A 12,788-nucleotide genomic window follows, 5' to 3' on the forward strand; every position below is an offset into this window, starting at 1 on the left:
GGCTTCACCCGGGTGAAGCCCCCGTCCAGACCGTCGACGGCAGGGCGCTGGAATGTGGTGAAACCGTCCGCGTCAGGCGGGGGAATGTCGGCCACGGGACGACACCCGAAGACCTGAATCCGGTCGCCGGCCGGATCGACCGCCCAGGCGGTGCTGGACAGGCAGGCCGGGTCAAGGGGCGTTGCGCCGGGCTCAGACAGGGTTGTGGTCGCCCCTGCGGCTGATCGAAGCCCCAGCACCACCGTGAAGGCCAGCGCCGCCCCCCGCCCCGTCTGGTTCACTGAGACTGCCAGTTGCTCCCCGGGGCGAATGTATCCCGCGGCCGTGCCCTCAGGTCCGTCGGCGTCAGCATTGATGTCCCGCGTCCAGCCCGCCCCGAGAATCGCCTGATCCAGCTTCGCCGCCACCGAGGCGAAGCTCGACCCCATCTGTGAATTCCCGTGAACCTGGAGGACGCAGCCCGGCGCGTCGGCCGTCCCCGGATAGCCAACAGATCCGACAGTGACCTCACCGGGCTGCCCAAGGACCGAGGCCGCCATGGCCTGGACGGGCCCGCAGGCTTGGGCGCCGAGACTTACAGCCGCCAGAACACCCAGCATGAATCCCTCTAATCGATCCGCGTTATCTGAGATGGCCGATACATGAGCCGCTGGCTACAGCCAAGCTCTTTGCGGAGGGCGGTCTGACGCAACGCGCCAGCAAGGGTTATTCGTTCTTCGAATAAACATGGGCTAGAGTTGGCGGCGTTTGTGACCATTTCGCCCAATTTCGCCCCGGTACATTGACTATATATTTCGAATAGCGAAGTTTCTCGCCCGACGGGCTACCGGCTCAGTCAAAAACCGGAAAGGACACCGCCATGCGCATGACGCTCACCACCCTCGCCGCCTCCGCCGCCGTCTTCGCCCTCGGGGCCACCGCCGCCCAGGCGCAGCAGACCGCGCCCGCACCAGCGCCTCAACAGCAAGCCGCGCCGCAGGCGGCCGGCGAGATCACCGATGAGAAGGTGAACAGCTTCGCCCTGGCCATGAACCAGGTCAGCAGCCTGAACCAGAAGTACGGCGCCGAAATCCAGGCCGCCCCCGAAGGGCCCGCGCGGACCGAGGTCCAGCAGAAGGCCGCCGCCGAGATGAGCCAGGCGGTGGAGCAGGCTGGTCTGACGCCGCAGGAATACAACCAGATCGCCCAGGCCGCCCAGAATGACGCCGAGCTTCGCGCCCGGATCGGCCAGGCGATGCAGGCCAACGGCGTGGCGCCTGCCGCCAACTAGGGCCGTCGATCCTCGGACGCGCAAACGAGGCGGATTGGCGACGCGACACACCGCCAATCCGCCCCTGTGGGGACCTAGCGACGCAGGCTGTAGCCGATCCGCACGATGCGCGGCGCAGCCAGGGTGATGAGCCCATCGCCGCTCACCCCGGCCTCGACGTCCGCGTCCAGGAGGTTGTCGCCCGCCAGGTAGAGTTCGGCGTCGGGACCGGTCTTCCACGCCACCCGCAGATCAAGGGTGGTGGCCGCCGCCAGACTTCGGCTGTTGAGGTCGTCCTCATAGCGCTGCCCTTCGTGCCGGACCTGGCCTGACAGACGCAGGCGCTCGCTGGCGCTCCAGTCGAGACCCAGGGTGGCGGCGAACTCCGGGGTCTGGGCCGGGCGCAGGCCGTTCAGCTGCGGCGCAGCCGAGCCGCCGTCGACCTCCGCCTGTGTGGCCACCGCATCGAAGCGAACCGCCCAGGCGCCGAAGTCGCGGTCGGCGGAGACCTCCACCCCCCAGGCCTCGATGACCCCGGCGTTCTGGCGCTGGCGCAGCACGCCGCCGGCCGGCACGAACCCGGCGATGGGGAAGGTCCTCGGCCCCTGACCGATGGTCACATTGGTGATCGGATCTTCGAGACGATTGAAGAAGACGCCTGCCGACCAGGCGAAGGCGCCCTGCCCGCCGACAGCCGCCTCAGCCCCATAGAGCTGCTCCGGTTCGAGGGCAGGGTTGGCCTCGGTGATGTCGTTGCCGACCCGGAACGGCCGGTGCAGTTCGTTGAGAGTCGGCGGCCGGAAGCCCGAATAGGCCGCGGCACGCAGATGGATCGCCTCGGTGAGCTCGAACCGCAGGCCAAGCCGGCCCGTGGGCGTCGTGCCGCTGCGGTCGGGGGCGCGGGAGTCCAGCAGGACGGCGCCGCCAGCCAGGTCACGCTCGATCCGACGGGCCTCGCTGGCCTCCCAGCCGTCGATGCGGACGCCGCCGGTGAGCAGCAGCCGCTCTCCGACCCGGGTGGCTTCCCCATAGAGGCCGCCCACCTGGGTGCGCCCGCCGGCCACCCGACCGCGGGTGAAGCCGGCGCCCAGGTCGCGGAAGAACTCCCGGGTCTCGCCGTCGCTCACCCGCAGATCGGCGCCGACCTCCCAGGTCCAGGGCCCGTTCACCGCCCGCCAGGCGGCGTTCAGGCCATAGCCTAGCGCCGGCGTGGCCAGTTGTTCAGCGGCCGGGCGGCTGGCTGAGCGATCAGCCTCCACTGCGGCGAAGCGGTTCTTCAGGTCGCTGGTCCGCAGCCAGGCCTGCAGCCGCCAGCCCCCGGCGTCGGTCGCCGAGGGTTGGGCGAGCGACAGGGTGGCCCCGCCGCCGCTGGCCTCGGAGCTGACCCCCTCCACCCCGCCGCCGCGGCGTTCTTCAAAGGCCGAAAGTCGGAAAGCGGCGTTGACGCCGGCCACCTGCCCCTGCAGCCGCGCAGCAGCCGAGACCTGGTCGAGGCCCGCGGCCTGATCAACGCCCCCACGTCCGGCGCCACGGACAGGCACATACCCCTCCTGGCTGAGGCCTGAGACCACCACCATCAGGCTATCTGTCCCGAAGGCGGCGGCCCCGCGATAGGTCCCGTACTCCGCCACCGACAGGTCCAGGGCCGAGAGGCCGGCCTGGGGCTCGAGCTCCTGCAAGGCCACCACGCCGGTCAGGGCGCCGGCGCCATAGGGTCCGGCGCCGGCCCCCTTGACGATATCGGCGCCGGCCAGTCCTTCGGGCGGCAGGGCCGACCAGATGACCCAGCCGCCAAAGGGATCGTTCTGCGGCGCGCCGTCCAGGGTCACCAGGGTGCGGCCGGCGCCCGAGGGGGCGATGGCCCGCAGGGACAGACCCTGGATGGTCGGATTGGCCACCTCGCTGCCCGTCCGCCGGAAGAGCGAGACGCCGGGCTCGGCCCGCAGGGCTTCATCCAGGCGCGGACTGCGCGCCAGATCATCTGGCCCCACCCGAACGATGGAAAAGGCGAGGTCGGCGGGACTGGGCGCCAGGCGCGGCGCGGTGACCTGGACCTCGGACACCATCGGGGGCGGCATGTCAGGCATGGATCGGGGCCTCATCGGGTTCAAGCCGACGGTCAATTCCTGGTGACCGGTCGGGGGCGTTATCAATTCGTTACGGGCTCGCGCCCGATCCTAGGCTATTGAAGTCGTTCTGTTCTCACGCGTGAGCGCTCATGGCCGCCCCCGACGCCAGCACCATTATCGCCAGCCTGCTCACCGCCACCCGGTGGTGGGGCGGCTCGACCATCACCTACAGCATCCCGCGGGAAGGTTCGACCTGGCCTGGCTACGGAACGGGAGATGAGCCGACGGTTCCGGGCTATGGCGTGCTGAACAGCGCCCAGGGTCTGCGGTTCGCCGCGGCCGTGGAGACCTGGGACCGGTTGATCGCCAGCCGGTTCGTCCAGACAGACGATCTGTCCGCGCCCGGGCAGATCCGGGTGGCCTTCACCGATGTCGACGCCGTGGACGACGATGACGACGGCGAGACCTCCTGGGGCTTCGCCTATTTTCCACCCAGCTTTGGCGGGTCTGGCCAGCCCTATATGGGCGATATCTGGATCAGCCATGAGAAGGCTGGGGCCGACTTCGCCGTCGGCGGCTTCGACTACAGCGCCACGATCCACGAACTGGGTCACGCTCTGGGCCTGAAGCACCCGTTCGAGGACGGCCCTACCCTTCCCGCCGCCTATGACACCAAGCGCTACACTCTGATGTCCTATACTGAGGCTGTGGACAGCCTGCACTGGCAGGCGGTGTCAACGGCCACGGGGGTGAGGATCACGCCCACCCGGGTGTCCCCCGAGACCCCGATGGTGTTCGACATCATGGCCATCCAGGCCCGCTACGGCGCCGATCCGGCCACCGGGGCTGGCGACACCACCTACAGCTGGGATCCGAACCGGCCCTTCTTCCAGGCCATCTACGACGCTGGCGGGATCGACACCTTCGACCTGTCGAACCACAGCCGGGGGTCGGTGATCGACCTGACGCCGGGGGCCTATTCCTCCATCGCCCAGTTTTCAGCCCAGGCGCAGATCGCCGAGATGCTGGTTCGCTTTCCGTGGGCGCAGGCGTTCTTCAACGAGCACATCCTGAAGCCCGAGACCTATACCTGGACCGACAATCTGGGGATCGCCCACAACACCGTCATCGAGAACGTCATCGCCGGGCCGGGCGCCGACACAATCCTGGGCAACAGCGCCGACAACCTGATCCGCGGCGGCGATGGGCGCGGCTTCCTGCGCGGGATGGACGGCGCCGACCAGATCTGGGGCGGGCGCGACTTCGACGACATGCACGGCAACGCCGGAAACGACACCCTGTGGGGCGGCGGCGGCGATGACTGGGTGGTGGGCGGCAAGGACCAGGATCTGCTGCATGGCGAGGCCGGGGACGACATCGTCTATGGCAATCTCGGCAATGACACCGGGCATGGCGGAGACGGGAACGACCTGATCCGCGGCGGCCAGGGGGACGATGTTCTCTACGGCGGACCGGGCAACGACTGGATTTCCGGCGACCGGGGCGATGATACGATCAGCGGCGGTCCTGGCGCAGACATCTTCAACACCTTCGGCGAGGCCGGGATCGACCGGGTGCTGGACTTCAACAGCGCCGAGGGCGACCGGGTGCGCTTTGATCCTGGCACGAGCTGGACCCTCGGCTTCTCAGGCGCCGACACGGTGATCAGCATGGTCGGCGGCGCCCAGATGATCCTGGTGGGGGTGACCTCATCCACATTGGGGGACTGGATGCTGGCCTGAGGGCCTTAAGCCGGCGCCAGCGTGTGCTACATACGTTCTCATGCCTGCGCCTGAATCAGTTCCCGTCCCCGCCCCGAAAATCAGCGACCTCGCCCGCGTGGGCGGGCCGGGTCATGCGCCCGGCTATCTGCAAGGCCTGAACCCCGAGCAGCGGGAAGCCGTGGAGACGGTGGAGGGTCCCGTCCTCGTCCTGGCCGGGGCCGGCACCGGCAAGACCCGGGTGCTGACGACGCGGCTGGCCCACATCCTGGCCACGGGCCGCGCCAAGCCCTGGGAGCTGTTGGCCGTCACCTTCACCAACAAGGCCGCCCGGGAGATGCGCGAGCGGATCGCCGCCATCATCGGCCCCCAGGCCGAGGGCCTGCGATGGCTGGGCACCTTCCACTCCGTCGCCGCCCAGATCCTGCGCCGCCACGCCGAGCTGGTGGGCCTGAAGTCCAGCTACACCATTCTCGACACCGACGATCAGGAGCGGCTGCTCAAGCAGCTGCTGGAAGCCGAGAACATCGATTCCAAGCGCTGGACGGCCAAGGCCCTGGCCGGCCTGATCGACCACTGGAAGAACCGCGGCTGGACGCCCGACCGCCTGCCGCCGGCCGAGGGCGCGGCCTTTGCCAACAACCGCGGCCAGGCGCTCTATCGGCTCTATCAGGAGCGGCTGCGGGTGCTGAACGCCTGCGACTTCGGCGACCTATTGCTGCACAACATCACCATCTTCACCTCGCAGCCCGACGTGCTGGCCGAGTATCACGACCGCTTCAAATTCATCCTGGTGGACGAGTACCAGGACACCAATGTGGCCCAGTATCTGTGGCTGCGCCTGCTGGCCCAGAAGCGCCAGAACGTCTGCTGCGTCGGCGATGACGACCAGTCGATCTATGGCTGGCGCGGCGCCGAGGTGGACAACATCCTGCGCTTCGAGCGGGATTTTCCGGGGTCGAAAGTTATCCGGCTGGAGCGCAACTACCGCTCCACCAGCCACATTCTGGGGGCGGCCTCAGGGCTGATCGCCACCAACAAGTCGCGCCTGGGCAAGACCCTGTGGACCGAGGCCGACGGCGGCGAGAAGGTGGTGGTCCGCGGGGTCTGGGACGGCGAGGCCGAGAGCCGGCTGATCGCCGACGAGATCGAGCGCGCCCGCAAGGGAACGACCGAGCGCGATCCGCGCCCCTACAAGGATATGGCCATACTGGTGCGCGCCTCGTTCCAGATGCGCGCCTTTGAAGAGCGGTTCGTTCTGCTCCAGATCCCTTACACGGTGGTGGGGGGCCCGCGCTTCTTCGAGCGTGCCGAGATCCGCGATGCGCACGCCTATCTGCGGCTGATCCAGTCCGAGGACGACGACCTGGCCTTTGAGCGGATCGTCAATGTCCCCAAGCGCGGAATCGGTGAGACCACCGTCCAGAAGCTGCTGCAGATCGCCCGGCTGAACGGCGTCTCGGCCGCCACAGCCGCGCGGCAGATCGTGCTGACCGACGAGTTGGCGGCGCGGACCCGCACATCCCTGGCCAACTTCCTGCGCGATCTCGACCGCTGGCGGGCGCAGGGCGAGACCCAGCACCACAGCCGCCTGACCGAGATGGTGCTGGAGGAGAGCGGCTATACCGACGCCCTGCGCCTGGACAAGACGCCGACCGCCCAGACGCGGCTGGAGAACCTCAAAGAGCTGGTCCAGTCCATGGGGAATTTCGAGACGCTCGGCGCCTATCTGGAGCACGTCTCCCTGGTGATGGACCTCGATCGTGGGGCTGGCGAGGACGCCGTGCAGATCATGACCCTGCACTCGGCCAAGGGGCTCGAGTTCCCACTGGTCTTCCTGCCCGGCTGGGAAGAAGGCGTTTTCCCCTCGCAGCGCTCCATGGACGAGAGCGGCGAGAAGGGTCTCGAGGAGGAACGGCGCCTGGCCTATGTGGGGATCACGCGGGCCCGCGAGCAGGCCCACGTTTCGTTCGCCGCCAACCGCCAGGTCTATGGCCGCTGGACCAGCCAACTGCCCTCACGCTTCGTCGACGAGCTGCCGATCGCCCATGTGGAGGCCGCGTCGGACACCGGCTATTACGGCGGCGGCCCAGGCATGCAGCAGCACGGCAGCCGCTGGGACGAGAGCCCCAGCTTCGGTTCAGGCTATTCCTCGCCCGGCTGGCGACGCGCCCAGGACCGCGGCTATCAGGGCAGCCACCCAGGCCGCCAGCAGGTGATCGAGGGCGAAGGCCGTCTCGTGGCGGTCTCGGATCCCTCCGCTTCCAGCAGCGGGTTCGCCAAGGGCGACCGGGTGTTTCACCAAAAGTTCGGCTATGGTCAGGTCCGCACCATCGAGGGCAACAAGCTCACCGTCGCCTTCGACAAGGCCGGCGACAAGAAGGTCATCGACTCCTTCGTCGAGAAGGCCCCGGCCGCCTGACCGCCCCTCAACGCCAGGGTTCGCCCTTGCGCCGCGCCAGGAAGCCCGCCAGCACCGCGACGCCGCCGGCCAGCAGGGCCGCAGCCCCACCCACCACGGCGGCGGGCAAGACCCGCTTGGCGGCCTGGGTCGGTTTCGCCTCGGGAGCAGTCGGCGCCGGCAGTCCGGCGGCGGACGCGGCCGAGGCGGCCGTCGCGTCCTGATCGCGGCCAAACACGACAGTCTCCGCTTCGCGATCCAGATCGAGCACCCGCCAGCCCGGTTCGGTCCAGGCGCTGTGATGCGGCTTCTCCCCGCCCCGCCACCAGGCGTTCTGCTCCCGGGCGCTCTTGGGCAGGGGGAAGCCCAGGACCTCTTCCAGCTCGGCGAAGCTCGCGCTCCAGCGGTCGGCGGCGTGCTGCGACAGGCGGTCGGACAGGGGTTTGTACTTGCTCATCTGACTCCTCCTTCCTGTGAAGCCTAACACGCCAAGGCCGCCGAGGGTGCGAAGGCGATGGGCCGCAGCTTGCAAGCTTGACCGTGAATCTCCGTCCCAGGCGTCCGCCTGGACCAGATCGGCACAGGCAGGGCATGGACGCGCGGTCAGACCGGCTCACGGCGATACGGCTGATGGAAGGCCTGGTGACCCTGGGCCTCATCCTGATGATGTCCAACGCCCTGATCGGACCTGTCCTCGACCCCGAGCAGACCGGCGGCGACTCCAATGCGATCCTGCGGCTCATGTGGCTGCCCGTCTATGCGGCCGCAGGCGCGCTCGCCCTGCTGCGCGCGCCTCAGATGGCCCGCATGTGGTTTCCCGCCTTGCTGCTCGGGGCGCTGGTGCTGTGGGCGGCCCTGTCAGTGACCTGGTCCATCGATCCCGGCGTCTCCCAGCGACGGGCCATCGCGGTGGCGGCCTCGACCCTGTTTGGCCTCTACCTGGTGGCCCGCTATGACGGCCGCGCGCTGGCCGAATTGATGGCTGCGAGCTTCCTGATCCTGGCCGTCGGCAGCTACGCTGTGTCCCTGGCCCTGCCGAGCCTGGGCGTGCATTCGGACGTCAACGCCGGCGCCTGGCGGGGGCTCTGGTACGAAAAGAACCAGATGGGCGCGACCATGGTTTATGGCGCACTGACCTGCGCGGCCGCCGCCGCCCTGAGCCCGGGCCGAAGGCTGCTGTGGGTCGGAACCCTGGCGCTTTGCGTCGGTCTGATCATCATGACCCAGTCCAAGACCTCCCTGCTGGCCCTGGCCCTGGCGCTCGGCCTGGGAGCCGGCCTGACCCTGATGAACCGCGGCCCAGCGGCGGCGGTGGCGCTGATCTGGCTCGGCGTCACCCTCGGCGGGGTGATGGGCGGGCTCTACGCTCTGGCCCCCGACCTCCTGTTCGAGGCCCTGGGCAAGGACGCCTCCCTGACCGGCCGCACCGACATCTGGAGCGCGGTGATGGCCGCCGCCGAGGCTCGGCCCCTGCAGGGGTACGGGTTCGCCGCCTTCTGGACCGAAGACTCCAGCCCGGCCAAGTGGATCCGCCATCAGCTCGGCTGGACCGTGCCCACCGCCCATAGCGGCTGGATGGACCTGCTGGTGCAGCTGGGCGCGGTCGGCGTGGCCCTCTTCGCCCTGGCGCTGGGCGCCGCCGCCCTCGCCGCCCTGGTCCGCCAAGGTCGCACCGGCGACGCCAACTGGGCGGTGATGATGCTGGCTGTCTTCACCCTGCAGATCTTCTCGGAGAGCTTCATCCTGGCCCACAACAGCCTGCCCTGGGTGCTGGCGGTGACGGCCATGGGGCGGCTGCTGGGTCCCCTGCCTGTCGGGGCGCATAGCGCCGCGCGTGCGCCACGTTCGGTCTCAAGGGCCAGGTCGGCTGCGGCGCCTGAGCCGGAGGATCGGCTGGACTGGTCGACGCCCGACCGCGCGCCGGTGTTCGGCCGCCGGGGGCTGGCGCCGGCCTGAGGTCCGCGCGTGTGAAACCGTCTGCGGCCTCACGCGCTTAAGCCGCCGCAAGGAGGCGCATATGAAGGCTCTGTTTCACGGTATCACCCTGGCGGCGGCCAGCGGCCTGTTGATGGGCGCGGCGTTCAAGCCCGACATCACCTTCGAGGAGGCCGTGCTGGGCCCCCAGATCGTTCACCGCGCCGATGCGCCGACCCCTGTGTCCGCAGCGCCTATGGAAGTGGCGACCCTCGACGCCTCCTGAGCCTTGCCTCTCGCCATCTCGATCCTGCGCCTCTAGAGGAGGCGCATGACGCACGACGCTGTTCAGATCATCGCCCGGGGACCGCGAAAGGTCGCCGAAGCCGCCGCCGAGACCATCGACGCCCATCCGGGCCTGGAGGCGGTGACCTATTCCATCCTCGAGGAGGATGAGGACCGCGACGTCTGGCGCATCGACGCCTTTCCCACCGAACAGGCCGAGGCCGACTCCCTCCGGGAGGTGCTTGAGGGCCACGGGGGGCTCGTGGTCTCCACCGAAGTGCTGGCGGACGCCGACTGGCTGGCCATGGCCCTGTCGGGCCTGCCGCCGGTGCGAGCCGGGCGCTTCTTCATCTATGGCGCGCATGACCGGGGCCTCGCGCCCCCCAATGCGGTCAATCTGAGGATCGAGGCCGGCGCGGCGTTCGGCACCGGGCACCATGGCACCACGGTGGGCTGCCTGCTGGCCTATGACGCCCTGCTGAAGCGCGGCCGTTTCAATCGCGTGCTGGACGTGGGCGCCGGCACGGGCGTCCTGGCCATCGCCGCGGCCAAGACGGGCTCGCCGGTGGCCGTGGGCACCGACATCGACCGCCCCTCGGTGCGCATCGCCCGAGAGAACGCGATCCTCAACCAGGCCCGCGCCCGCTTCGTCCACGCCTCGGGCCTTGGCCACCGGCTGGTCCGGGCGCATGCCCCTTATGATCTGGTCTTCGCCAACATCCTGGCCGCGCCCCTGGTCATGCTGTCCCAGGACATCAAAGGCGCCCTGCGCCCCGGCGGCGTGGCCATCCTCTCAGGCCTGCTGCGCTCCCAGGCGCGCCGGGTTCTGGCGGCCTATCGCTCCCGCGGGTTTGTTCTGGTCACCCGCCTGAACCGCGACGCCTGGTCGACCCTTGTGCTGAGGCGGAGCTGACCCGGCGGAACCGGCCTGATCTACCGACGTTCTCCTCCGCAGCCAGACACGGCCAAGCCGGTCTGCCCTGAGGAGAGAAGCATGACCTACGATCCCAATACTGACCGTCGCGATCCGCCCCCGGTCCAGCGCGAGGTTGTCCACAAGAGCGGCGGCTCGGCCGGCTGGTGGGTTGCCGGCATCGTCGCCATCGTCGCCCTGGTCGGCATGTTCTTCATCTTCGGCAACAGCGGCGATGACGCCGCTGATCTGGAGATGGCCCGCGACACCGGCCGGGCTGAAGCCATGGTCGAAAACGCCGCAGCCAGCGCCCAGAACGCCGCAGCCGAGGCCGCCGAGAGCTCGCGCGCCGCCGCCGACAGCGTGGCTGACAGCGCCGCGGCCGCCGCCGACCGCACCGCTGCGGCCACCGAAGAGGCCGCCGACAACACGGCCGAAGCCGCTCAGGACGCCGCCGACCGGACCGGTATGTAAATCGGCCCGACGTTACGATGATCGGGGCGGTCCCATGGGCCGCCCCTTTTTCGTGCGCCCTTGCTAGGGTTGGCGGAGGCTCAAGCCCGGCATCCCTAGGCGCCTCCCCGCCGTACCATCGATAGTCCGCCTGATGGCGCAATCTGCGGAGACCTTGACGTGACCCTGCCTGAACTGATGACCCTGAGCCGCCGCGGCCTTCTCGCCGGGGGCCTTGGCGCGCTGGCCGCGCCTGCCGCCTTCGCCGCTGCGCCTGCCAATGGCCGGCTGGCCTTCGCCGTCTATCGGGGCAAGGACAAGGTGGGCGAGCATGTGATGCGGTTCACCAGCGCAGGCGGCGGCTTGAGCGTCAGCACCGAGGTGGAGATGCGGGTGAGGCTCGGCCCGGTGCCCATCTTCCGCTACGCCCATACCGCGACGGAGCGTTGGCAGGGCGACCGGTTTGCGAGCCTGACCACCCGTACCGAAACCAACGGCAAGGTCGAGCAGGTCCGGGCCGAGGCCTCGGCCGGCGGCGTGAGTATTGAAGGACCGGGGGGGCGGCTGAGCGCGCCGGCCTCGGCCGCGCCGCTCACCCACTGGAACACCGCGGCCTTCAACCGCCCGCTATTCAATCCGCAACTGGGCAAGCTGATGCGGATCCGCGCCGCCCGGGCGGGCCAGGACAACGTCGAGCTGGCCAATGGCCAGTCCATCCCCGCCACCCGCTGGACCCTGCGAGGAGAGGCCGAGATCGACAACTGGTACGACTCCGCCGGCGCCTGGGCGGGTCTGCGGGGCAAGCTGGAAGACGGCTCCACCATGATCTATCGCCGGCTCTAGGCCCTCACAGGTCCTTGATCTGGCGCCACCCCGATCCGCGTTATCCTGAAATCCCCAGACCCGGAGCCCGTCATGCGCAAGACCCTGATGATCGCCGCCGCCGCCCTGGCGATGGCCGCCGCCCCCGCCGCCGGCCTCGCCCACCATGGCTGGAGTTCCTATGACGCCACCGAGACCGTCCGGGTGACCGCGCCTCTGACCGATGTGACCTGGGGCAATCCCCATGGGATGGCCAAGGTCGCCCACGAGGGCAAGACCTGGGACGTCATCCTGGCGCCTGTGTCGCGCATGGAGGCCCGCGGCCTGACCCGCGACATGCTGGGGCCTGGCAAGGTCGTGACCCTGGAGGGCTATGCCCGCCGGGACGGGACGGCCGAGCTTCGGCTGGAACGGATCACGGCGGCCGGGAAGACCGTCGAGCTGCGCTGAGCCTTGGAGGCCCTGGCCGCTCTGCTGGAGGCCTCGGCGCTCGGCCAATGGGCCCGCGGGTCAGCCGTGGCCTATCCGGTCGCCAATGTGGCGCACCTGCTGGGCCTCGTCCTGCTGGTCGGCGGCATCGGCGTTGTTGATTTGAGACTGGCGGGGCTGTGGCGCGGCCTTCCTGTCGAGCCCCTCGTCAGAGCGTTGACGCCATGGGCGGTGGCAGGCCTCATTCTGCTCGCCGCCAGCGGATCGGTGATGTTCGCCGCTGACGCGGGGCCAATGGTCGGCTCCGACATCTTTCGCGCCAAGATGGCGTTGATCGCCCTGGGTCTGGTTCACGCTGTGCTGTTCCGATGGTTGTGGCGCAGGCGGATGGCCAGCTGGGAGGCAGACCCGCCCCTGGCCGGCCGGCTGATGGCCGTGGGCTCCCTGTCGATCTGGCTGTGCGTCGGCGCGCTTGGGCGGCTGATCGCCTATGCCTGAGCCTGCATGATCCCCATGGCGCTCAGGCGCGGCC

13 protein-coding genes are annotated in these 12,788 nt (G+C 69.3%); 10 read left to right on the top strand and 3 right to left on the bottom strand.

Going from position 1 to position 12,788, the window contains the following annotated elements:
• Positions 1–599, bottom strand: a 599-nt coding sequence (locus tag Q8N19_RS10660) for a hypothetical protein (RefSeq protein WP_305590468.1), incomplete at its 3' end; no start/stop codon positions are given.
• Positions 600–859: 260 nt separating this feature from the next.
• Between Q8N19_RS10660 and Q8N19_RS10665 the strand changes: the two genes are divergently transcribed.
• Positions 860–1,270 carry a DUF4168 domain-containing protein gene (locus Q8N19_RS10665; RefSeq protein ID WP_305590470.1) on the top strand — a complete coding sequence of 137 codons (411 nt, stop codon included), beginning with the start codon at positions 860–862 and terminating at the stop codon, positions 1,268–1,270.
• Between the two features lie 74 nt (positions 1,271–1,344).
• On the opposite strand, the gene Q8N19_RS10670 is transcribed toward Q8N19_RS10665, so the two are convergent.
• Positions 1,345–3,336 carry a TonB-dependent receptor gene (locus Q8N19_RS10670; RefSeq protein ID WP_305590472.1) on the bottom strand — a complete coding sequence of 664 codons (1,992 nt, stop codon included), beginning with the start codon at positions 3,334–3,336 and terminating at the stop codon, positions 1,345–1,347.
• A 131-nt stretch (positions 3,337–3,467) separates the two neighbouring features.
• Between Q8N19_RS10670 and Q8N19_RS10675 the strand changes: the two genes are divergently transcribed.
• Together Q8N19_RS10675 and Q8N19_RS10680 are read left to right on the top strand one after the other, a co-directional pair.
• Positions 3,468–5,060, top strand: a complete 1,593-nt coding sequence (locus Q8N19_RS10675; RefSeq protein WP_305590473.1) for a M10 family metallopeptidase — start codon at positions 3,468–3,470, stop codon at positions 5,058–5,060.
• Between the two features lie 40 nt (positions 5,061–5,100).
• Entirely contained in the window at positions 5,101–7,461 is a 2,361-nt protein-coding gene (locus tag Q8N19_RS10680; protein WP_305590475.1) for a UvrD-helicase domain-containing protein, read from the top strand.
• 7 nt (positions 7,462–7,468) lie between these two features.
• Here Q8N19_RS10680 and Q8N19_RS10685 read toward each other — a convergent pair whose 3' ends face one another.
• The gene (locus Q8N19_RS10685) at positions 7,469–7,897 is read right to left on the bottom strand and encodes a hypothetical protein (RefSeq protein ID WP_305590476.1); all 429 of its coding nucleotides are present in this window, start codon (positions 7,895–7,897) and stop codon (positions 7,469–7,471) included.
• 134 nt (positions 7,898–8,031) lie between these two features.
• Here Q8N19_RS10685 and Q8N19_RS10690 point away from each other — a divergent pair, with 134 nt between their 5' ends.
• The 7 genes from Q8N19_RS10690 (at position 8,032) to Q8N19_RS10720 (ending at position 12,754) form a co-directional block, all read left to right on the top strand.
• Positions 8,032–9,396, top strand: coding sequence for an O-antigen ligase (locus Q8N19_RS10690; RefSeq protein ID WP_305590478.1), 1,365 nt, complete (start codon positions 8,032–8,034; stop codon positions 9,394–9,396).
• A gap of 61 nt (positions 9,397–9,457) precedes the next feature.
• The gene (locus Q8N19_RS10695) at positions 9,458–9,640 is read left to right on the top strand and encodes a hypothetical protein (RefSeq protein WP_305590480.1); all 183 of its coding nucleotides are present in this window, start codon (positions 9,458–9,460) and stop codon (positions 9,638–9,640) included.
• A gap of 45 nt (positions 9,641–9,685) precedes the next feature.
• Complete coding sequence (locus Q8N19_RS10700; RefSeq protein WP_305590481.1) at positions 9,686–10,552, top strand: 50S ribosomal protein L11 methyltransferase; 867 nt, start codon at positions 9,686–9,688, stop codon at positions 10,550–10,552.
• An 81-nt stretch (positions 10,553–10,633) separates the two neighbouring features.
• On the top strand, positions 10,634–11,026 hold the full coding sequence (locus Q8N19_RS10705; protein WP_305590483.1) for a hypothetical protein: 393 nt from the start codon (positions 10,634–10,636) through the stop codon (positions 11,024–11,026).
• Between the two features lie 159 nt (positions 11,027–11,185).
• Positions 11,186–11,848, top strand: a complete 663-nt coding sequence (locus Q8N19_RS10710; protein ID WP_305590485.1) for a DUF6134 family protein — start codon at positions 11,186–11,188, stop codon at positions 11,846–11,848.
• Between the two features lie 72 nt (positions 11,849–11,920).
• A complete protein-coding gene (locus tag Q8N19_RS10715) occupies positions 11,921–12,277 on the top strand; it encodes a DUF6152 family protein (RefSeq protein WP_305590487.1) in 357 nt (118 codons plus the stop codon).
• A 3-nt stretch (positions 12,278–12,280) separates the two neighbouring features.
• Positions 12,281–12,754 carry a DUF6644 family protein gene (locus Q8N19_RS10720; RefSeq protein WP_305590489.1) on the top strand — a complete coding sequence of 158 codons (474 nt, stop codon included), beginning with the start codon at positions 12,281–12,283 and terminating at the stop codon, positions 12,752–12,754.
• Positions 12,755–12,788 lie beyond the last annotated feature (34 nt).

This window comes from Phenylobacterium sp., assembly GCF_030693405.1.
GTDB lineage: Bacteria > Pseudomonadota > Alphaproteobacteria > Caulobacterales > Caulobacteraceae > Phenylobacterium.

Excerpts from the sequence above, each read along its gene's own strand:
- Q8N19_RS10665 (WP_305590470.1), top strand. The coding sequence starts at position 860 with ATGCGCATGACGCTCACCACCCTCGCCGCCTCCGCCGCCGTCTTCGCC.
- Q8N19_RS10690 (WP_305590478.1), top strand. The coding sequence starts at position 8,032 with ATGGACGCGCGGTCAGACCGGCTCACGGCGATACGGCTGATGGAAGGC.
- Q8N19_RS10675 (WP_305590473.1), top strand. The coding sequence starts at position 3,468 with ATGGCCGCCCCCGACGCCAGCACCATTATCGCCAGCCTGCTCACCGCC.
- Q8N19_RS10680 (WP_305590475.1), top strand. The coding sequence starts at position 5,101 with ATGCCTGCGCCTGAATCAGTTCCCGTCCCCGCCCCGAAAATCAGCGAC.
- Q8N19_RS10695 (WP_305590480.1), top strand. The coding sequence starts at position 9,458 with ATGAAGGCTCTGTTTCACGGTATCACCCTGGCGGCGGCCAGCGGCCTG.
- Q8N19_RS10705 (WP_305590483.1), top strand. The coding sequence starts at position 10,634 with ATGACCTACGATCCCAATACTGACCGTCGCGATCCGCCCCCGGTCCAG.
- Q8N19_RS10700 (WP_305590481.1), top strand. The coding sequence starts at position 9,686 with ATGACGCACGACGCTGTTCAGATCATCGCCCGGGGACCGCGAAAGGTC.
- Q8N19_RS10685 (WP_305590476.1), bottom strand. The coding sequence starts at position 7,897 with ATGAGCAAGTACAAACCCCTGTCCGACCGCCTGTCGCAGCACGCCGCC.
- Q8N19_RS10670 (WP_305590472.1), bottom strand. The coding sequence starts at position 3,336 with ATGCCTGACATGCCGCCCCCGATGGTGTCCGAGGTCCAGGTCACCGCG.
- Q8N19_RS10715 (WP_305590487.1), top strand. The coding sequence starts at position 11,921 with ATGCGCAAGACCCTGATGATCGCCGCCGCCGCCCTGGCGATGGCCGCC.